17 protein-coding genes are annotated in these 21,010 nt (G+C 60.0%); 8 read left to right on the top strand and 9 right to left on the bottom strand.

Going from position 1 to position 21,010, the window contains the following annotated elements; translation table 11 throughout:
* Nucleotides 1-24: 24 nt before the first annotated feature.
* The 7 genes from ycjG to pspA all read right to left on the bottom strand — a co-directional run bounded on the left by ycjG (nt 25) and on the right by pspA (nt 6,772).
* Entirely contained in the window at nt 25-993 is a 969-nt protein-coding gene (gene ycjG / locus ACL2XP_RS12475; RefSeq protein ID WP_413738813.1) for an L-Ala-D/L-Glu epimerase, read from the bottom strand.
* A 168-nt stretch (nt 994-1,161) separates the two neighbouring features.
* Nucleotides 1,162-2,739: a transcriptional regulator TyrR gene (gene tyrR, locus ACL2XP_RS12470; protein ID WP_413738812.1), complete on the bottom strand. Its 1,578-nt coding sequence runs from the start codon at nt 2,737-2,739 to the stop codon at nt 1,162-1,164.
* A 154-nt stretch (nt 2,740-2,893) separates the two neighbouring features.
* Complete coding sequence (locus ACL2XP_RS12465; RefSeq protein ID WP_413738811.1) at nt 2,894-3,952, bottom strand: YcjF family protein; 1,059 nt, start codon at nt 3,950-3,952, stop codon at nt 2,894-2,896.
* Nucleotides 3,949-5,346 carry a YcjX family protein gene (locus ACL2XP_RS12460; protein ID WP_413738810.1) on the bottom strand — a complete coding sequence of 466 codons (1,398 nt, stop codon included), beginning with the start codon at nt 5,344-5,346 and terminating at the stop codon, nt 3,949-3,951. Before ACL2XP_RS12460 ends, ACL2XP_RS12465 begins: the two co-directional genes overlap by 4 nt.
* A 59-nt stretch (nt 5,347-5,405) precedes the next feature.
* A complete protein-coding gene (gene pspC / locus ACL2XP_RS12455) occupies nt 5,406-5,774 on the bottom strand; it encodes an envelope stress response membrane protein PspC (RefSeq protein WP_413738809.1) in 369 nt (122 codons plus the stop codon).
* A 1-nt stretch (nt 5,775) separates the two neighbouring features.
* Nucleotides 5,776-6,006 carry an envelope stress response membrane protein PspB gene (pspB, locus tag ACL2XP_RS12450; RefSeq protein WP_413738808.1) on the bottom strand — a complete coding sequence of 77 codons (231 nt, stop codon included), beginning with the start codon at nt 6,004-6,006 and terminating at the stop codon, nt 5,776-5,778.
* Between the two features lie 100 nt (nt 6,007-6,106).
* Complete coding sequence (gene pspA, locus ACL2XP_RS12445; RefSeq protein WP_413738807.1) at nt 6,107-6,772, bottom strand: phage shock protein PspA; 666 nt, start codon at nt 6,770-6,772, stop codon at nt 6,107-6,109.
* A 184-nt stretch (nt 6,773-6,956) separates the two neighbouring features.
* Between pspA and pspF the strand changes: the two genes are divergently transcribed.
* From pspF to sapF, 6 genes are all read left to right on the top strand, one after another.
* Complete coding sequence (gene pspF / locus ACL2XP_RS12440; protein WP_413738806.1) at nt 6,957-7,976, top strand: phage shock protein operon transcriptional activator; 1,020 nt, start codon at nt 6,957-6,959, stop codon at nt 7,974-7,976.
* A gap of 339 nt (nt 7,977-8,315) precedes the next feature.
* A complete protein-coding gene (gene sapA, locus ACL2XP_RS12435; protein ID WP_413738805.1) occupies nt 8,316-9,983 on the top strand; it encodes an ABC transporter substrate-binding protein SapA in 1,668 nt (555 codons plus the stop codon).
* Nucleotides 9,980-10,945, top strand: a complete 966-nt coding sequence (sapB, locus tag ACL2XP_RS12430) for a putrescine export ABC transporter permease SapB (protein ID WP_413738804.1) — start codon at nt 9,980-9,982, stop codon at nt 10,943-10,945. Before sapA ends, sapB begins: the two co-directional genes overlap by 4 nt.
* Nucleotides 10,932-11,822 carry a putrescine export ABC transporter permease SapC gene (gene sapC / locus ACL2XP_RS12425; RefSeq protein WP_413738803.1) on the top strand — a complete coding sequence of 297 codons (891 nt, stop codon included), beginning with the start codon at nt 10,932-10,934 and terminating at the stop codon, nt 11,820-11,822. Before sapB ends, sapC begins: the two co-directional genes overlap by 14 nt.
* Complete coding sequence (gene sapD / locus ACL2XP_RS12420) at nt 11,822-12,814, top strand: putrescine export ABC transporter ATP-binding protein SapD (protein WP_413738802.1); 993 nt, start codon at nt 11,822-11,824, stop codon at nt 12,812-12,814. Before sapC ends, sapD begins: the two co-directional genes overlap by 1 nt.
* A 2-nt stretch (nt 12,815-12,816) precedes the next feature.
* Complete coding sequence (gene sapF / locus ACL2XP_RS12415) at nt 12,817-13,629, top strand: putrescine export ABC transporter ATP-binding protein SapF (protein WP_413738801.1); 813 nt, start codon at nt 12,817-12,819, stop codon at nt 13,627-13,629.
* On the opposite strand, the gene ACL2XP_RS12410 is transcribed toward sapF, so the two are convergent.
* Together ACL2XP_RS12410 and ACL2XP_RS12405 are read right to left on the bottom strand one after the other, a co-directional pair.
* Complete coding sequence (locus tag ACL2XP_RS12410) at nt 13,626-14,570, bottom strand: LysR family transcriptional regulator (RefSeq protein WP_413738800.1); 945 nt, start codon at nt 14,568-14,570, stop codon at nt 13,626-13,628. The two genes, sapF and ACL2XP_RS12410, sit on opposite strands and share 4 nt — an antisense overlap.
* 90 nt (nt 14,571-14,660) lie before the next feature.
* Complete coding sequence (locus ACL2XP_RS12405; RefSeq protein WP_413738799.1) at nt 14,661-16,259, bottom strand: PTS transporter subunit EIIC; 1,599 nt, start codon at nt 16,257-16,259, stop codon at nt 14,661-14,663.
* 274 nt (nt 16,260-16,533) lie between these two features.
* On the opposite strand from ACL2XP_RS12405, the gene ACL2XP_RS12400 reads away from it, so the two are divergent.
* Nucleotides 16,534-18,840, top strand: a complete 2,307-nt coding sequence (locus tag ACL2XP_RS12400; RefSeq protein WP_413738798.1) for an FdhF/YdeP family oxidoreductase — start codon at nt 16,534-16,536, stop codon at nt 18,838-18,840.
* 146 nt (nt 18,841-18,986) lie between these two features.
* Complete coding sequence (locus ACL2XP_RS12395) at nt 18,987-20,921, top strand: exoribonuclease II (RefSeq protein WP_413738797.1); 1,935 nt, start codon at nt 18,987-18,989, stop codon at nt 20,919-20,921.
* Nucleotides 20,922-21,010 lie beyond the last annotated feature (89 nt).

The following is a 21,010-nucleotide window of genomic DNA, read 5'->3' as shown; positions in this document are numbered from 1 at the left end:
CGGCGAATGCCGTACGGTAGGCGTTTAACCCAGGGTAATGGAACCGCAGCCGAAGTTAAGGTGCGGATCGGCGTCCATTGACAGCCAGGTCGGTCCGTCAAGGTCGATAAACCGCGCCGCCGGAGCCAGCGGCAAGGCGGCGGCGATAGCGCGCGAAGTGCATAACATGCAGCCCAGCATAATGCCGAACCCCTGTTCCCGGGCCTGCTGCACCAATAGCAGGGCTTCGGTTAGGCCGCCGGTTTTATCCAGTTTGATATTGATCATCTCATAATTATCCTTCAGCGCCGGTAGCTGCTGGCGGGTATGGCAACTCTCGTCGGCGCAGATCGGCAGGGGATGGATAAAATGTTGCAGCGCGGCGTCCTGCTCGGCCGGCAGCGGCTGCTCAAGCATGGCCACGCCTAAGTCCGCCAGCAGCTGGCAGCGGGTCGCCAGCCCTTCCGGTTGCCACGCTTCGTTGGCATCAACGATCAATGTCGCATCCGGCACCGCGGTGCGGATGGCGACCATGCGCTCGGTGATCAGCCGATCGTCGAGTTTGATTTTCAGCAGCCGCGCGCCGGCCTCCCAATAACGCAGCGCCGCTGCGGCCATTAACTCCGGCTCGTTAATGCTCAGGGTCTGGGCCATGACAATGCGCGACGGCAGCTCAACCCCGGCTCGTTGCGCCAGGGTTTGTCCCCTAAGCTGGCGCTCGACTTCCCACAGGGCGCAATCGACGGCGTTGCGCGCGGCTCCCGCCGGCAGCAGTTGCTGCAAAACGTCGCGGGAAACGCCTTGCTCGATGGGATGCAGCACGCTGGCGAGCTGTTCCATCACCGATTGCTCATTTTCGCCATAACGGGGATAAGGGGTACACTCGCCGATACCCGTGATACCGTCCTGCTCGATCTCCACCACCACTACCCGGGCCTCGGTCCGGCTACCGCGCGATATCACAAACGGGGTATGCAGCGGCCAGGCCTCCGGATAAAAACGCATTACTCTCATTATCAACCCTCAAATTATCAATAATAAAATCGCAGCATTAGCGTCATAACCCGGCAAGGCCGGAAAAATGCGTCTTATCAGTATTAGCTGATGATAACTACCCGATTCGCCGGATGGCGCGCCGGGATCATCCGGTAAGCGAACCGGCGCCGGGGCTTGCTCGCTTGTTCACTCTTCGCCCTCTTCGCCGGCTTTTTTGGCGCTTAATCCGTATTCGCGCAGCTTGTTGGCGATGGCAGTATGGGATACGCCCAGCCTTTTTGCCAGTTTGCGGGTGCTGGGATAAGTGCGATAAAGCCGGGTCAGGATCGAGCGTTCAAACCTTTTGCTAATCTCATCCAGGGAACCGTCGAGCAGTTCGTCGGACATCGGCAGCGCCAGCGACAGGGCGAAATCCGGCAGGTCGATATCCCCGGACGTCAGCTCGGCGCCCTCCAGCTGCGCCATGGCGCGATACAGCACGTTTTTAAGCTGCCGCACATTGCCCGGCCAGGCATATTGCGTGAGCATAGCGACCAATTCCGGCGCAAGCCTGGGCCGGCCGATGCCCTGTTCATCGCAGAATTGGGCGATAAACAGCGCGGCGAGCGGCATGATATCATCCGGGCGCTCGCGCAAGGGAGGCAGGTTCAGCGTCAATACGTTCAGGCGATAGTAGAGATCTTCGCGAAAATGGCCGTTATGCACCAGCTCCAGCAGGTTTTTCTGCGTGGCGCAGTAAACCCGCACGTCCACATGCATTTCCCGATCTTCGCCCACGCGCCGGAACGTACCATCGTTGAGAAAGCGCAGCAGCTTATTTTGCATATTCGGCGACATTTCGCCGATTTCGTCCAGCAGCACCGATCCGCCGTGGGCCTGTTCAAAAAAGCCTTTTTTACTTTCCAGGGCATTGGGATACGCCCCCGCGGCGTGGCCGAACAGTTCGCTCTCCGCCACATCATCCGGCAATGCGGCGCAATTGAGCGCCAAAAACGGCTGTTTACCGCGCGCGCTGCGCAAATGGCAGGCGTGGGCCACTAAATCTTTGCCGGTGCCCGTTTCCCCGACGATCAGCAGGGGAGCGTCAAGCATGGCCAATTTACGCGCCCGCTCGATGACCTGGCGCATCTTATCGCTGGCGGCGATGATATGACCGAATGCGCTGTCATCGTTCGGCCCATGATTTTGCAGTTGGCGCCCCATGCGCACCGCGGATTTAAGCAGCACCACGCCGCCCACGGTGGCCAGCTTGCCGTTTTCGCCGGTTAGCTGGACGGGAATGATTTCCAGCAGGAAATCCTGACCCATAATCACCACCAGCTGGCTGTCAGGCGATTGCCGCTCGCTCTCTAGCCAGCGCACAAAATTAAAGCCGCTAATCAGCTGGCTGACGGGCAAGTGACGGATCTCGTCGGCCCGCTGGCCGAACAGCGCCAGGGCGGCGGGATTGGTCAACTCCACTTTGCCTTTCAGGTCAATGGAGAGCACCGGCTCGGGCATGGCCGCCAGTATAGCGTCGAGGGCGCGATGCTCGCGCTCGGAAGGCATAAACGCCACGGTACGCACATCGGTGACGCCGTGGATGCGGCGAATTTCGGCCATCAGCGTGCGAAACGGGTCAAACTCCAGCTTCGAAAAATTCAGGTAGATGCGGCCGGCGGGGTCGATTTCAATCCCCCGCAGGTCGATGCCGCGCGACGCCAGTAAATCCAGCAATTCCCGGGCTAAACCGAGGCGGTCTTCACAACTAACTTCCAAACGCATGTAACGCCTCATAGGGGGTGCCATTACGATAATAGGCACATAATACGTGGAGCGGCGCCAGGTATGAAGCTATCTGTCACAAAAAGTTGACAGTATGGAAAGTTTTTTGCGATCGCTCCGATCCGCTACGCGGCGATAAGCCGCGCCAAAGCGGTCAGGAAGCGGATTTACGATCCATCATGGCGCGCAGCTGGCCGATGATTTCTCGCCGGTAATCCCCCAGGCGCGGCTTATCGCCGTCGAGCCAGGGCAGCGGCCGGCACAGCTCCATGGCTTTAATTCCCAGGCGCGCCGTCAGCAGGCCGGCCCCCATGCCTTGGGCGATGCGGGCCGACAGGCGCGCGGTCAGATCCTGGGACATCCAATCCATGCCCACTTCCCTTACCCATTCGCTGACGCCGGCAAAGGCGATATTCAGCAGCACCAGCCGGAACAGCCGCAAGCGGCTGAAATAACCCACCTCGATGCCGTATAATCCGGCGATGCGGTTAATCAGCCGCAGGTTGCGCCAGGCGATAAACCCCATATCCACGATGGCCAGCGGACTGACCGCAATCATCAGGGCGGACTCGGCGGCGGAGCGGCTGATTTCGCGGCGCGCCTGGACATCGATCACCGGCTGCACCATCCGGGCGTACAGTTCGACCACTTCCCGGTCGCTATGGGTTTCCGCCAGGGCCGCCTGCCAGCGCCGCAGCGCGGGATGGTTATCATCTATGCCGGCCTGGCCGGCCAGCCGCTGGCAAAATTGCCGCCCGTGGCCCAAGGCGTGGCTGCGCAGTAATTCGCCGGCCCGGTCCCGCTCGTCGGCCCGCTGGCGCAGCCGATACAAGCGCCGCCATTCGGTGATAAGCGATCCGGCCCCCGCCAGTACGATCAGGCCGCCCGCCGTAATGGAGCCCAAGGCGAACCAGTCCTGCTGCTGCCAGGCGCGGACAAACCACTGCGCCCCCTGGGCGGCGGCGCTGAGCACAAACAGGCCGGCCCCGACGCCGGCCACGCGCCGCCAGAGACTGCGCCTGGGCCGCAGCGCGCTGGACAGCGCCTGTTCCGCCCGCCCCTCTTCATCCGGCTCAGCGGGCTGGAGCGGCTGGAAACCGGCGTCCTGCGGATCAAAGTTCTGCGCCCCCCGCAGCTCCGGCTGCGGCATATGTTCCAGGGGCTGGTCAAGGGGGCGATCGAAATCGATGCGGGGTTTTACGGGGTCGCTCATCGTAATTTGTCTCCCAATAAGAATTCCATAACCGAATCCATGCGGATATGGGGCAGCGGTTTATCCGCATCCATCTCCCGCGGACGGAAGTTTTCAAACTGAAACCCCTGTTGCTGCCAGAAGGCGGCGCCCGGCAACCGATCCGGCACGTCGCCGGGATAAAAAGTCAGCGGCTGATTATCCGCCAGCCGGTGGCCTTTGAGCGCGGGGATGCTCTTGCCCTGGTGCGCCACCATGCCGCTTTGGGTGGCCTGCACCGACGCCAGGCCCGCGCAATCCATGGCGATGCCTTCAAAGGCGGCGTTCTGCCAGGCATCCTGCACCAGTTGCTGTAGCAGCGACACCAGATTGGCATGCTGATCGGTGGTCACATGGTCGGCTTTGCTGGCGGCAAACATCAGCTTATCGATACAGGGCGAAAACAAACGCCGGTAGAGGCTGCGTTTACCATAATGAAAGCTGCGCATCAGCTGGGTCAGGGCCAGGCGCATATCGTTGAAAGCGTGGGGTCCGCTATTGAGCGGCTGCAGGCAATCCACCAGCACGATCTGGCGATCGAAGCCGCTGAAATGCTGCTGGTAAAAACCTTTGACCACGTGCTGGCAGTAATAGCGATAACGCTCGCGCAGCATGCCGATATTCGAGGTTTTAGCCGCCTGCGCCAGCCGGGCGTCCCCATCGCGCTCCACTTCAGGCCAGGGGAAAAATTGCAGGGCCGGCGCGCCGGCCATATCCCCGGGCAGGACAAAGCGCCCCGGCTGGATAAAATGCAGGCCGTGGCGTTTACAGCGCAATAAGTAATCGGTATAGGATTGGGCGATATCCGCCAGAGCGCGTTCATCGGCGGGAGCCAGCGGGTCCAGGGCGGCGCATTTGGCGCGCCAGGGCGCGGCCCACAATGCCCGGTCGCCCAGCAGCAGTCCGTCCATTTGCCGCGACCAGGTCAGATAATCGAGTTCCAGCATCGGCAGGTCCAGCAGCCACTCCCCCGGATAATCGACGATTTCCAGATAAAGCGTGCCGGTATCCTTTATATGGCGCCATAGGGCGTCCCTGGACCGGTAGCGCAGCGCGAGCCGCATCTCGCTGACGCCGCGGGTAGGAACCGGCCAGGCGGGCGGCGTGCCGTAAAGCGAAGCCATACCTTCGTCATAGGCGAAGCGGGAGAGTCCGAGATGGCGCTGCGGCACCCGTTTGGCGCCCAAGAGCCGCCCGTCGCGCACCGGGGAGAACATCGGCAGGCGCGCGCCGTTATTGACCATCAGCAATTGATTCACCATGGAGGTGATAAAGGCGGTTTTGCCGCTGCGGCTCAGGCCGGTTACCGCCAGCCGCAGGTGGCGATCCAGTCCACGGTTCATCAGCGCGCTGATATTATCTTGCAGATTTAGCATAGGCGGTTGATTCAGCTGTCCCTAAAGGTATCACGATAATACACCGGAAACCGGCGGACCTATAGCTGGCGAAACCGGTTGCGCAGCCCAAAGGCCTCGGAAGTCACGTAGCGCTCGACCTGACGCAGGCGCTGCTCGCTGTCTTGCAGTTGCAGTTCCACTAATTCCAATTGCTGCGCCGGCGGCATGCGGGTGCGGCCCGCCGCGCCTTCCCCGGCATATTCCTGCGCCGGCGCCGGTTCCAGCCAATACGCCAGGATGGCATAAGCGATGATGGTCAGTAAAAACAGGCCGAAAAACATGGACAACACCACGATGATCCGCACCAGTTTTACCGGCACATCGAGATATCGGGCCACGCCGGCGCAAACGCCTTTGAACATGCCTTCCTCGGGACGGAGATAAAGCGGCTGGTTAAATCTAGCCATGTCATTGCCTCCAGTTCGGATGTTCGGTATCCAGAATATCTTCCAGGGCGCGGATGCGCGCGCGCATCCGATCCGCTTCTTCGCTAAGCTGCGCCAGGCGCCGCACATCCTGCGCCTTGAGCTGCGAACCCTGTTGGCGCTGGCTGTTATAATGCAACCACAGCCACACCGGTGCGACGAACAGGATGAAAATGGTTAACGGAATGGCGAGCACAATAAACAGGGCTTCCATGATTGCTCCTTATCGTATTCTCTTTTTATGGAGACAGGCCGCGGCCTGTCAGGCGCCGGCCTCCTCCGCTGCCGTCGTCGCCGGACGACGGATAGGCACGTTATTCCGTTTTGTTCATGCGGGCTTTAAGCGCCGCCAGCTGGGCGCTGATTTCATCATCCGCTTTTAATTCGGCGAACTGCTGGTCCAGGGATTTCTGTTTGCCGAAGCCAACGCTTTCGGCTTCCGCTTCCATATGATCGATGCGGCGTTCGAATTGCTCGAAACGCGCCATGGCTTCATCCAGCTTGCCGCTGTCCAACTGGCGGCGGACGTCCCGCGACGAGGCGGCGGCCTGGTGGCGCAGGGTCAGGGTCTGTTGGCGGGCGCGGGTCTCGGACAATTTGTTTTCCAGCTCGCCGATTTCGCGTTTCATACGTTCCAGCGTCTCTTCGATGACCGAGACGTCCTGGCGCAGCGTGGCGATAATCTTGGTCAGGCGCTGTTTTTCCATCAGCGCGGCGCGGGCCAGATCTTCTTTATCCTTGGCCAGCGCCAGCTCGGCTTTATCCTGCCAGTCGGCCTGTTGGGTTTCGGCCTGCTCAATGCGGCGCAGCAGCTGTTTCTTTTCGGACAGGGCCTGGGCCGAGGTGGTACGCACTTCAACCAGGGTGTCTTCCATTTCCTGAATCATCAGGCGCACCAATTTTTCTGGATCTTCCGCTTTATCCAGCAACGCATTAATGTTGGCGTTAACAATATCGGTAAAACGAGAAAAGATACCCATGATGTAGTCCTCTTTGGCAGTGGGGGGCTGTAAGGCCGTTTAAACTTTCTGCCAAGAATAAGTACAATTATCATGCCAAGATTGTTATATTCTTAATTTATTGATTTTAAATAACTTTTAAAATTGACTCTGGGATAGCTTCCCCTATAGTGATTATTAATACTAATAATTGGCGAAATTTACCATGACCGAAAACCACGATAACCTGCTCGGGCAGTCCAATAACTTCCTGGAAGTGCTCGAACAGGTTTCCCGGCTGGCGCGGCTGACCAAGCCGGTGTTGGTGATTGGCGAACGCGGCACCGGCAAAGAACTGATTGCCCGGCGGCTGCATTATCTCTCCCCGCGCTGGCAAAATCCGTTTATCTCCCTTAACTGCGCGGCGCTCAACGAAAACCTGCTTGATTCGGAGCTGTTCGGCCACGAAGCCGGGGCATTTACCGGCGCGCAAAAACGCCACCAGGGGCGGTTTGAGCGGGCCGACGGCGGCACGCTGTTTTTGGATGAGCTGGCCACCGCGCCCATGATGGTGCAGGAAAAATTATTGCGGGTGATCGAATATGGCGAGCTGGAGCGCGTCGGCGGCAGCCAGCCGCTGCAGGTGGATGTGCGGCTGGTCTGCGCCACCAACGCCGACCTGCCCCGGTTGGCCAAAGCCGGCCAATTCCGCGCCGACCTGCTGGATCGGCTGGCGTTTGATGTGGTCGCCCTGCCGCCGCTGCGCCAGCGGCAGCCGGATATCATGGTGATGGCCGAGCATTTCGCCATCCAGATGTGCCGCGAAATCAACCTGCCGCTGTTTCCCGGCTTTACCCCCAGGGCGCGCCAGACTCTGCTGGGCTATGCGTGGCCGGGCAATATCCGCGAGTTGAAGAACGTGGTGGAGCGCTCCATTTACCGCCATGACAGCAGCGAATGGCCGCTGGACGAGATTTTACTCGATCCGTTTGCGGCGGTGACGCTGGCCGCGGAGATTCCCTCCTGCGCAACGTCCACCGGCACGGCGGCGGACACCCCGACGGCATTACCGCTGGATCTGAAGCAATGGCTGGAACAGCAGGAACGGCAATGGGTAGAGCGCGCCCTCGCGCAGGCGCATTACAACCAGCGCCAGGCGGCGGAACTGTTGTCGCTGACATATCACCAGCTGCGCGGCGTAATGAAAAAACACGCCATTAAGATCGGCGGCGCGGACCTGGAATAACCCGCGACTGCGCATATGCGGACCTCGCCGGATTACGGGCAAAAAAAAGCCAGCACCCAAGCTGGCTAAAATAATACTGGAAGCAATGTGAGCAATGTCGTGCCTGGAACGCCGGACAAGAGGCCCGGCGGTCATCGGCAAAACAATGATAATGGTTATCACTATCGCCTGTAAAGCTTTTTGTTGATAATTATTCTCATTACCATACGGTTATTGGGGTTCTTTTCATCGGTTAGGCGCGTTTTCAGGGCCTATGGCAGGTTTATTCGCGCCGCGAATTGGGTGTCAAGGCAGAGTAAGGTAAACTGGAACGATCGACCGGCGGGATTTAAGTGGTGTATGGCAATTAAACGTATTATAGGGTTGGCGCTGTCTTTGGGCCTCGTTACGGCATTACCCAGTGCGCACACGGCTGCCGCCGCTATGCCCGCTCCCTTGCCCGCCCCCCTGCGGGATATCAACCAGAGCGGCTTTGTTTACTGCGTCAACGGATTGCTCAATACCTTCAACCCCCAGATGGCCAGCAGCGGATTAACGGTGGATACGCTGTCCGCCCAGCTATACGACCGCCTGCTGGCGGTAGACCCTTATACCTATCGGCTGATCCCCGAACTGGCGCAAAGTTGGGAAGTGCTGGATAACGGCGCTACCTACCGCTTTCATTTACGTAAAAACGTCGCGTTCCAGCACACCGCCTGGTTTACCCCTACCCGCGCGCTTAACGCCGACGACGTGGTGTTCAGCTTTGCGCGCATGTTTGATAAACATCATCCCTATCATGAGGTGAACGGCGGCGATTACCCCTATTTCGACAGCCTGCAATTCCCCGACTCGGTGCAAAGCGTCCGTAAGCTGGACAACGATACGGTGGAGTTTCGCCTTAACGGCCCTGATGCGTCTTTCCTGTGGCATATCGCCACCCATTATGCGCCGGTGTTGTCGGCGGAATATGCCGAACAGCTCAGCGCCGCGGATCGCCAGGAACAAATCGACCGCCAGCCGGTGGGCACCGGCCCGTTTATGCTTAATGAATATCGGGCCGGCCAGTTTATCCGGCTGATTCGTCATGATAATTACTGGAAAGGCCTGCCGCGCATGGAGCAGGTGGTTATCGATCTCGGCGCCGGCGGCATCGGCCGGTTGTCCAAGCTGCTGACCGGCGAATGCGACGTACTGGCCTACCCGGCCGCCAGCCAGCTCACCATCCTGCGCGACGATCCCCGCCTGCGGCTCACCCTGCGTCCCGGCATGAATATCGCCTATCTGGCGTTTAATACCGCCAAGCCGCCGCTAAACGATGTGCAGGTCCGCCACGCCATCGCATTATCGATCAATAACCAGCGGCTGATGCAATCCATCTACTACGGCACCGCCGAAACGGCGGCATCCATTTTGCCGCGGGCGTCCTGGGCCTATGACAACGACGCCAAAGTCACCGAATACAATCCCGCCAAAGCGCGTGAGATCCTGCATTCCCTGGGCAAGGATCGCCTGGAGCTGAGTTTATGGGTGCCCACCGCCTCCCAGTCCTATAATCCCAGCCCGCTGAAAACCGCCGAGCTGATCCAGGCCGATTTGGCGCTGGTGGGCATTACGCTTACCATCGTGCCGGTGGAAGGCCGGTTCCAGGAGGCGCGGCTCATGGCGATGAACCATGACCTGACCCTGGCGGGCTGGTCGACCGACAGTAACGACCCGGACAGTTTCTTCCGCCCGTTGCTCAGCTGCGCCGCCATCCGCTCGCAGACCAACTATGCGCATTGGTGCCAGCCCCGGTTCGATGATTTACTCCATTCGGCGCTATTGTCGCAACAGCTGTCCGGCCGGATGGATACCTATCGCAACGTACAACAAATGCTGGAACAGCAACTGCCGATTTTACCGCTGGCGTCATCCCTGCGCTTGCAGGCATACCGTTACGACATTAAAGGTTTAGTGCTCAGCCCCTTTGGCAATGCCTCGTTCGCCGGGGTATACCGCGAAGATAATCAGGACGAAAAACCATGATTATATTTACCCTGCGCCGATTAGTCCTACTGCTGATTACGCTGTTCTTCCTGACGCTGGTAGGGTTCAGCCTGAGCTATTTCACCCCCAACGCGCCGCTGGGCGGCGCGGCTATCACCGATGCCTATTTATACTATTTCAACAGCCTGCTGCACTGGAATTTCGGCGTATCGAGCATTAACGGCCAGTCCATCGGCGAGCAGTTGGGCGACGTATTTCCGGCCACCCTGGAGCTGTGTATCCTGGCGTTTATCCTGGCGCTGGCCATCGGTATCCCGCTGGGTATTATCGCCGGGGTCACGCGCAACAAGTGGCCGGATATCAGTATCAGCGTGTTCGCCCTGATGGGGCTGTCGATGCCGGTATTCTGGCTGGCCCTGCTGCTGACGCTGTTTTTCGCGCTGCACCTGGGCTGGCTGCCGGTGTCCGGCCGTTACGACCTGCTGTATCAGGTCAAGCCCATCACCGGCTTTACCCTGCTGGACGCCTGGCTGTCCGACTCGCCTTATCGGCACCAGATCATGACCAGCGCCCTGCGCCATATGGTGCTGCCTATTACCGCCCTGGCGGTGGCGCCCACCACCGAGGTGATCCGGCTGATGCGGATCAGCACCGCCGACGTGTTCGGCAGCAATTATGTCAAAGCCGCGGCGACGCGCGGGCTTACGGTGGGTACTATTATCCGCCGCCACGTATTGCATAATGCCCTGCCGCCGATTATACCCAAATTGGGGCTGCAATTTTCCACCATGCTGACGCTGGCGATGATTACCGAAGTGGTGTTCAGCTGGCCGGGGCTGGGGCGCTGGCTGGTCAACGCCATCCGCCAGCAGGATTACGCCGCCATTTCGGCCGGAGTCATGGTGGTCGGCGCGCTGGTGATCGCCATCAACGTGCTGGCGGATGTGATAGGCGCGTTGGCCAACCCGCTGCGCCATAAGGAATGGTATGCTCTCAGATAATATTTACCGTGAAAAACGCATGCCCAGTCCGCTGCGTTACATCTGGCGCATTTTCTATCATGACGCCATGTCGATGATTGGCTTTTACGGTTTTATCATACTGGTGCTGCTGTGCCTGTTGGGTACCTGGGTGGCGCCGTACGCGCTCGATCAACAATTCCTGGGCTACCAGTTGTTGCCCCCGTCCTGGTCGCGCTACGGCGATGTGTCCTTTTTCCTGGGCACCGACGACTTGGGCCGCGATGTGTTGAGCCGCTTGTTGACCGGCACCGCGCCCACCTTCGGGTCGGCGCTGGTGGTGACCGTCGCCGCCTCGGTGTTCGGCGTGACCCTCGGCGTGCTGGCGGGCATTACCCGCGGCCTGCGCTCGGCGGCCCTGAACCATGTGCTCGACACCCTGCTGTCCATTCCGTCCCTGCTGCTGGCCATCGTGGTAGTGGCGTTTCTCGGACCGAAGCTGGAGCATGCGATGCTGGCGGTGTGGCTGGCCTTGTTGCCGCGCATCGTGCGTACGGTCTACGACGCGGTGCATGACGAGTTGGATAAAGAGTACGTGCTGGCGGTGCGCATCGACGGCGCGTCGATGCTGCATATCCTGCGTTATGCGGTGTTGCCCAATATCGCCAGCGTCCTGGTTTCCGAATTCACCCGTTCGCTGTCGATGGCCATCCTGGATATCGCCGCGCTGGGATTTCTTGATTTGGGCGCCCAGCTCCCCTCGCCGGAATGGGGCGCGATGATGGGCGATACCCTTGAATTGGTCTATGTCGCCCCCTGGACGGTGATGCTGCCGGGCGGCGCCATCATGGTTAGCGTGTTAATCGTGAATGTGCTGGGCGACGGCATCCGCCGCGCCCTGATTGCAGGAGTCGAATAATGCCGTTACTGGATATCCGTAATTTAACCATTGAGTTCATGACCGCCGAAGGGCCGGTCAAAGCCGTCGACCGGGTCAGCTTTACCCTGACGGAAGGCGAAGTACGCGGCCTGGTGGGGGAATCCGGCTCCGGCAAAAGCCTGATCGCCAAAGCCATCTGCGGCGTCACCAAGGATAACTGGCGCGTAACGGCGGACCGTTTCCGCTTTAACGATATCGACCTGCTGCAACTGACGCCCCGCCAGCGGCGCCGGCTGGTGGGCCACAATGTCTCGATGATCTTCCAGGAACCGCAATCCTGCCTCGATCCGTCGGAAACCATCGGCCGCCAGTTGATCCAGGCCATTCCGGGCTGGACCTATAAAGGCAAATGGTGGCAGCGGTTCGGCTGGCGCAGGCGCCGTACCATCGAACTGCTGCACCGGGTCGGCATTAAAGATCATAAAAACATCATGGGCAGTTATCCTTATGAACTGACCGAAGGCGAATGCCAGAAAGTGATGATCGCCATTGCGCTGGCCAACCAGCCCCGGCTGCTGATCGCCGACGAACCGACCAACGCCATGGAACCCACGACCCAGGCGCAAATCTTCCGTTTGCTGGCCGGACTTAACCAGAACAACAACACCACCATTTTGCTGATAAGCCACGATATTCAAATGATGAGCAAATGGGCCGACCGGATTAACGTGCTGTATTGCGGCCAGACGGTGGAGAGCGCCACTTGCGAAGAGCTGATCGCCACGCCCCATCATCCCTATACCCAGGCCTTGATCCGCGCCATCCCCGATTTTGGGCGCTCCATGCCGCCGAAAAGCCGCCTCAATACCCTGCCCGGCGGCATCCCGTCCCTGGAGCATTTGCCCATCGGCTGCCGCCTGGGGCCGCGCTGCCCCTACGCGCAGAAAACCTGCATCCAGATGCCGCCCCTTGAGCCGGTGAAAAACCACTGGTTCGCCTGTCATTTCCCGCTCAATATGGAAGGGCAATAAGCATGGAAACTTTACTGGAAGCGCGCAACCTGACCAAAACCTTCCGCTACCGTACCGGGCTGTTCACCAAACATCAGGTGGAGGCGGTCAAGCCCATCAGTTTTATTCTGCGCGAAGGGCAAACCCTGGCGATTATAGGGGAAAACGGTTCGGGCAAATCGACGCTGGCCAAAATGCTGGCCGGCACGCTGGAGCCCACCGGCGGCGAGTTACTGATTGACGATCATCTCCTGACCTTCGGCGACTATCGCTATCGCAGCCAGCGCATCCGCATGATCTTCCAGGATGCCAGCAATGCCCTTAATCCCCGCCAGCGCATAGGGCAGCTACTTGATGTGCCGCTGCGGCTCAATACCGATATGGCTGCGCCGGAGCGCGAGCGCGCCATAGATAAAACCCTGCGCCAGGTGGGTCTGCGCCCCGATCACGCTTTTTATTATCCGCACATGCTGGCGCCGGGACAAAAACAGCGCGTCGGCCTGGCGCGGGCGCTGATCCTGCAACCCAAGGTGATCGTGGCGGACGAGGCGCTGGCGGCGCTGGATATGTCCATGCGCTCGCAGATCATCAACCTGATGCTGGAGCTACAGGCCAAACACGGCATTGCGTATATTTACGTGACCCAGCACCTGGGCATGATGAAACATATCAGCGATCAAATCATGGTGATGCAAAACGGCGAAGTGGTGGAGCGCGGCAATACCGCCGACGTGCTGGCCGCCCCGCTCCATGACCTGACCAAGCGGCTGATTACCAGCCACTTCGGCGAAGCGCTTACCGCCGATGCCTGGCGCAGCGACGGAGTCATAACTTAACTTTCCGCCAGGGCCGGCAGGGCCGGCCCCGAACGCTGCGCCAGCCAGCCGCGGGCAAAATCAAACAGCGCGGCGGCCAGCGGCGTGGCCCGGCCGGCTTCGGCGATGGCTATCGCGCCCTGGCGCTTCATGGCGGGCAAGGCGATGGCCCGCGCACGCAGCTCCGGGGTCATGCCCGGCAGCAAATGCCCGCGCGGCATGATGCCGCAGCCCAGCCCGACATATATCCCCTGCAACAGTTGAAATATCGACGCGCTTTCCAGCTGGATATGCGGATGCAACCCGGCGGCGCGAAAGTGCTCGTCCAGGTAGCGCCTGAAATAGCGGCTGGGTTCGGCCAGACACAGCGGCAGTGCCGCCACGTCGCTCAGCGCCAGGGGGGCACCTCCCTCGCCCGGGGCTACCCACTGCGGGAAATGGCGCGGATGAAAGACCAGATCTATCCCCTCATCGGGTAAACAGGCCACCTGATAATGCAGTTCTTGCAGCAGGCCCAGCTCGAAAAAACCGATGGCGATATCGACGCTGTGATTGGTAAGGGCTTCCAGCAGGGCATCGGCGCTGAGCACCGTCACCTGGTATTCCAGAGTGGGATAATGCTGCCGGGCGTCATATAACAGCTGCGCCAGGGGAATGCCGCACTGCGGGACGATGCCGATGCGCAGCGTCCCGACCAGTCCATGTTTCAGGGATGCCACTTCCAGCTTGAGCCCCTGGTACACCGATACAATCTCACGCGCCCAGGTCAGCACGCGCTCCCCTTCGGCGGTAAATCCCTTGAAGCTGTTGCCGCGGTGGATCAGATCCACCCCCAGCTCCCGCTCCAGGTTTTTCAGGCGGGCGGACAGCGTGGGTTGGCTGACGAAGCTGGCCTCGGCGGCACGGCCGAAATGGCGCTCGCGTTCGAGATTACATAAATAAATAAGCTGCTTGATATCCATAGTGCGTTCTGGGGCTGGGTCCGGCTCAGGGCGATAAAAGCAGTATATCACCATCGCGCCCGGCGATGATCGGCGCCCGCGGCCCCGGCGTCAGGTGCTCACCCCCAGGGTGGTTTTGACATCCTGGGCGATTTTTTCCACCTGCGGGCCGTATATCACCTGGATATCATGCTCGCTGACCCGCTTCACCCCGCTGGCGCCGGTAAGCATCAGCGTGCGATCGATAACCAGCCGCATATCCTTCACCCGCACCCGCAGGCGGGTAAAACAGCAGTCCACATCGGCGATATTGGGCTGTCCGCCCAGGCCGGTAATAATATTCTCCGCCCGCTCGTCCGCCGTGACCGCCTTGCGCTCGGGCGCTTCCTGCTCATCCTCCTCGCGCCCGGGGGTTTTCACCGCCATGCGGGTAATCACCAGACGAAATGCATAATAATAGAGCGGGAAATAGACGATCCCCAGCATGACCGGATACCACCATCGGGTTTTGGCCCCGCCCAGCATGCCGAACACCACCAGATCGATGGCGCCGCCCTGCACATTGCCAATCATCACTTGCAGGATATCCATCAGCATAAACGACAGGCCGCTCATGACGGCATGGAACAGGTACAGCACCGGCGAGACGAAAATAAAGCAGAACTCCAGCGGTTCGGTAATGCCGGTGGTGAACGACGCCAGCATCCCCGCCATCATCAAGGCCTTGACGCGTTTTTTATGCTCGGGGCGGGCGCAGTGATACATGGCCAGCGCCGCGCCGGGCAGACCGAACATCATCACCGGGATTTTACCCTGCGCCAGGAACCGGGTGGCCTCGCGCACCACCCGATCGCTAAGCAGCCCCGGATGGGTCAGCGCGGTATTAAAAATATTCAGCGCGCCGACGATGGTCTGGTTATCCACCGTGACTGTCCCGCCAATCGGCGTGAAGCGCGCGGTTTCATTGAGAATATGGTGCAGGCCGGTGGGAATCAGCAGGCGTTCGGCAAAGCCGTATAAAAACATCCCGTACTGCCCGCTTTTGCCGATCAGTTGGCCGACCCAGGCGATACCCGCGCCGATGGTCGGCCAGACAAACGACAGGCCCAGCCCCACCAGGGGCAGCACCACCACCGTAACGATAGGCACAAAACGCCGGCCGCCAAAAAAGCTAATCGCCGTCGGCAGCACCGTGGTATAGAAACGGTTGTGCAGCGCCACGGTGATGAGCCCGGCGATCACCCCGCCCAGCACGCTCATATTGTAGGTAAAGATGCCGAGCGTCGGCGCGAATTGGGCGGAATAAATCAGCGCATCATCCATGGCCATGCCGCGCCCGGTCAGGGCGGGCACCGTGGTGGTGGCCAATGTCAGGCCCTGCGCCGCCAGGCTGGCGCTGACGCCGACGTGCATGGCGATAAAACCGATGACCGCGGCAAACGCCGCCGTGGGCTTTTCCGCCTTGGCCAAGCCGATGGCGCTGGCCACGGCGAAAAACAGCGGCAGGTTGGTAAACAGCGCGCCGGCCACCTGGCGGATAAAACCAATCACCAATTGCGGATATTTCAGACTGGCAAACGCCTCGCCGGTCACCGCCGGGTTTTGCATCGCCGCCGCCAGTCCCAGGAAAATGCCGGCGGCGGCAATGACTGAAATTGGCATCATTAACGCTTTGCCAAATCCATGAATCTTGCTGGCTAATTCTTTCATAAGCGTCGATCTCTTTATATCTTCAAGAGGTTAATTATGCATCAGCAGCAGAAACCGACAGCCCGGCGCGGCGCGTTATGGCCGGATTCTTGAACGGGATCACACTTAGCCGGCCGCCATGGCCTGCCCATGCCGCCATAGCCGCCGTCTATCCTGCGATAACCGCATTCGATTAGACGCAACATATGCAACCGATTAAACTTAACCTCATAAGACCAAGACGTTAAAAATTATTTAACATTGACACATCACCATTCACCTGCGAATACTGATAATGAAATTTAAACCTGCGATAAAACCCTACCAAGGGGCGGCGGGTGGCTGGGGATCGCTGGAAGCCACGACCCGTTATGTATTGGACAGCAAGCAAGCGTTCAAAAATATCCGCAACCTGCTGCGGGTCAATAAATCAAAAGGATTCGATTGCCCCGGCTGCGCCTGGGGCGACGACAATACCAGCACCTTCAGTTTTTGCGAAAACGGCGCCAAGGCGGTTAGTTGGGAAGCCACCCGCAAAGGGCTGGACGCGGCGTTTTTCGAGCAATACAGCGTCAATAAACTCTACCAGCAAAGCGACTACTTCCTGGAGTACCAGGGCCGGCTGACGCAGCCCCTGCGCTACAACGCCCAAACCGATCGCTATGCGCCGGTGAGCTGGGAAGCGGCGTTCGAACTGATCGCCCAGCATTTGCACGGCCTGGATAATCCCAATCAGCTGGAACTCTATACGTCGGGACGCGCCAGCAACGAAGCCTCTTATCTGTATCAGCTATTCGGCCGCATGTTCGGCACCAATAACTTCCCCGATTGCTCCAATATGTGTCACGAAGCCAGCGGCAGCGGCCTCAAGCAGAGTATCGGCGTCGGCAAAGGCACCATCCACCTGAACGATTTTGAACGGGCGGATGCCATTTTCGTCTTCGGCCAGAATCCGGGCACCAATCATCCGCGTATGCTGCATAGCCTGCGCCATGCCGCCGATCGCGGCGCCAGCATCGTCACCTTTAATACCCTGCGCGAACGCGGACTTGAACGTTTCGCCGATCCGCAAAATCCGCTGGAGCTGCTGACCCCCAAATCCGGACGCATCAGTTCCCGTTATTTCCAGCCTAACCTGGGCGGGGATATGGCGGCGGTGCGCGGCATGGTCAAGGCCCTGCTGGAAATCCATCGCCAGCGCCTGGCCGATAATCAGCCGGGTTTGTTCGACGCCGATTTTATCCGCCTGCATACCCAGGAAGCGCAGCAGTATCTGGCGGCGGTGGACGCGACCTCATGGACGCATATTGTCCGCCAATCCGGGCTGAGCGAGCAGCAACTGCGCGAAGCGGCGGATATTTACCGCGCCGCCGAACGGGTTATTTGCACCTGGGCCATGGGAATTACCCAGCACAAGCACTCCGTGGACACCGTGCGGGAAATCGTTAACCTGCAACTGCTGTTCGGCCAGATAGGCAAGCCGGGCGCGGGCCTGTGCCCGGTGCGCGGGCACAGCAATGTCCAGGGCAACCGTACCATGGGGATTGATGAAAAACCCCCGGCCGCGATGCTTGACAGCCTGGGGGCGCATTTCGGCTTTACCCCGCCGCGCGCGCCCGGTCACAGCACCGTCGAGGCGCTGGAAGCCATGCTGCGCGGCGAGATAAAAGTGCTGCTGGCCCTGGGCGGCAATCTGGCGGCCGCGGCCCCGGATACCGCCCGTACCGAACAAGCTATCCGGCGCTGCGCGCTGACGGTGCATATCGCCACCAAGCTCAACCGCAGCCATCTGATTACCGGCGCCGATGCGCTGATCCTGCCGACGCTGGGGCGCACCGAGCGCGATATGCAGGCCACCGGCAGCCAGTACGTTACGGTGGAAGACTCTTTTAGCATGGTGCACGCGTCGGAAGGGGTAAACCCGCCGATCTCCAGCGAGCAGCGCTCTGAAACCGCCATTGTCGCCGGTATCGCCAATGCGGTGCTGGGCGGCGATAAGCTGGATTGGCTTGAGCTGGCGGGAGATTACGATCTGATCCGCAACCATATCGCCGCCACCCTGCCCGGTTTTACCGATTTCAACCGCCGCTGCGAAGAACCGGGCGGCTTTTATCTGGGTAATGCCGCGGCCGGGCTGCGCTTTAATACGCCAGGCGGCAAGGCGCGGTTCAGCGCGGCCGCGCTGCCGGACACGCTGTTCCCGCAAATCGGCGGCCAGGCGGTGCCCTTTACCTTGCAAACCCTGCGTTCCCACGACCAGTACAACACCACCATCTACGGCATGGACGATCGCTACCGCGGCGTTTACGGCCAGCGGGACGTGGTGTTTATCCATCCGGACGATTTGGCGGCGCTGGGATTGCAGGACGGCGACCGCGTGGATATCGAGACGCTGTGGCACGACGGCGTGAGCCGTAAAGTCAGCGGGTTCAAGGCTATCGGTTATGATATCCCGCGCGGCAATCTGGCGGCTTATTACCCGGAAACCAATCCGCTGGTTCCGCTGTCGAGCTTCGGCGACGGCACCCACACCCCCACCTCGAAATCGGTGCCGGTACGGCTGGTACCCAGCCAAATCACCGTCGATAACCGCATTATTTAATTTTTTTTACCCTGGCCGCCCGAGCGCTTTGCGCGCGGGCGGCTTTTTTCTGCCGTGAATCGGCCGTTATACTTGCCGCAGCCTGACGATTCGCGTAAAACTGTCTGCCGTTATTGAAGCCTTTTACACTCATATTTCTGGACATTATGTTTCAAGATAACCCGCTGCTTGCGCAGCTAAAACAGCAACTTCACTCTCAGACGCCGCGTGTCGAAGGCGTGGTCAAAGGTACTGAGAAAGGGTTTGGCTTCCTTGAAGTCGATGCTCAAAAGAGCTATTTCATCCCGCCGCCGTTTATGAAAAAAGTGATGCACGGCGATCGGATCACCGCCACGGTGCGATCCGAAAAAGATCGGGAGATAGCCGAGCCGGAAGAGTTGCTTGAACCCTTCCTGTCGCGCTTCGTCGGCCGCGTCCAGCAAAAAGACGATCGGTTATCCATCGTGCCCAACCATCCGCTGATCCGGGAAGTCATTCCCTGCCGGCCGCTGCGCGGCGTGGAACATGAATTTCAAACCGGCGATTGGGCCGTCGCGGAAATGCGCCGCCACCCGCTCAAGGGCGATCGCCAGTTTTATGCCGAAATCACCCATCTGGTAACCACCGGCGACAATCATTTCGCCCCGTGGTGGGTAACCCTGGCCCGGCACAATCTGGAGCGTGAAGCGCCGCTGATGCCGGAAGGCCTGGCGTTGCATGATGAAAACCTTTCCCGCGAGGATCTCACCGCGCTGGATTTCATCACCATCGACAGCGCCAGCACCGAAGATATGGATGACGCCCTTTATGTGGCGGCGGGCGAAGGGGACGCGCTGGTGCTGACTATCGCCATCGCCGATCCCACCGCATACGTGTTGCCCGACAGTCCGCTGGATATGATTGCGCGCGAGCGCGCATTCACCAATTATCTGCCGGGCTTTAATATTCCCATGCTGCCGCGCGATTTGTCCGATAACATCTGCTCGCTGCGCGCCAATGAGCGCCGTCCGGCGCTGGCCTGCCGCGTGACCGTCAACGGCGATGGTTCGCTCGGCGGCGAGCCGCACTTCTTTGCCGCCTGGGTGGAATCGAAAGCCAAGCTGGTTTACGACGACATTTCAGACTGGCTGGAACAAACCGGCGACTGGCAGCCCGGCAACCAGGCCGTCGCCGACCAGATCCGTTTGTTGCAGCGCGTCTGCCTGGCCCGCGCGGCCTGGCGCCAGGCTAACGCCCTGGTATTTAAAGACCGGCCGGATTATCGCTTTGTGCTTGATGACCAGGGCGATGTGCTGGCTATCCAGATTGAACCGCGGCGCATCGCCAACCGCATGGTGGAAGAAGCGATGATTGCGGCTAACATCTGCGCCGCGCAGGTATTGCGCAGCGGCCTCGGTTATGGCGTATACAACGTGCATAACGGCTTTGACGAGGCCCTGGTCGATCAGGCGGTGACGGTGCTGGCCAATAACGATGTGCAGGCCGACGCCGCAGCGCTGCTGACCCTGGACGGTTTTTGCCGCCTGCGCCGCCAGTTGGACGCCCTGCCGACCACGTATCTTGACAGCCGCATTCGTCGTTTCCAGACCTTCGCGGAAATCAGCAGCGAACCGGGGCCGCATTTTGGCCTGGGACTGGAAGCCTATGCCACCTGGACGTCGCCGATTCGTAAATACGGCGATATGATTAATCACCGCCTGCTCAAGGCGCTGATAAGCCACGGCACCGCGAGCCGCCCGTCGGAAGAGATCACGCTCAAGATGTCCGAACGCCGGCGTCTCAACCGCATGGCGGAGCGTGATGTGGGCGACTGGCTCTATGCCCGCTTCCTCAAGGATCGGGCCGGCAGCGACACCCGCTATAAAGCCGAAATCATCGACGTTTCCCGCGGCGGCATGCGGGTACGCCTGATCGAGAACGGCGCCGTGGCGTTTATCCCGGCGCCCTTTATCCACAGCGTGCGCGATGAACTGGCGTGCAGCCAGGAAACCGGCACCGTGCAGGTTAAAGGCGAAGAGCGCTATCGCCAGGGCGACGCCATCGAGGTGACCATCGCCGAAGTGCGACAGGAAACCCGCTCGGTGATAGCCCGCCCCGCTTAGTTCCCGCTACCCGCAGACCAGCCAGGGATTATCCCTGGCTTTTTTTATGCCCCGCATAACGCAAAAACCCCCCGCAAGCGGGGGGTTCT

It is taken from the genome of Sodalis sp. RH21, assembly GCF_047324175.1.
Taxonomy (GTDB): Bacteria; Pseudomonadota; Gammaproteobacteria; order Enterobacterales; family Enterobacteriaceae; genus Acerihabitans.
This window is presented reverse-complemented; position numbering and strand designations above follow the sequence as displayed.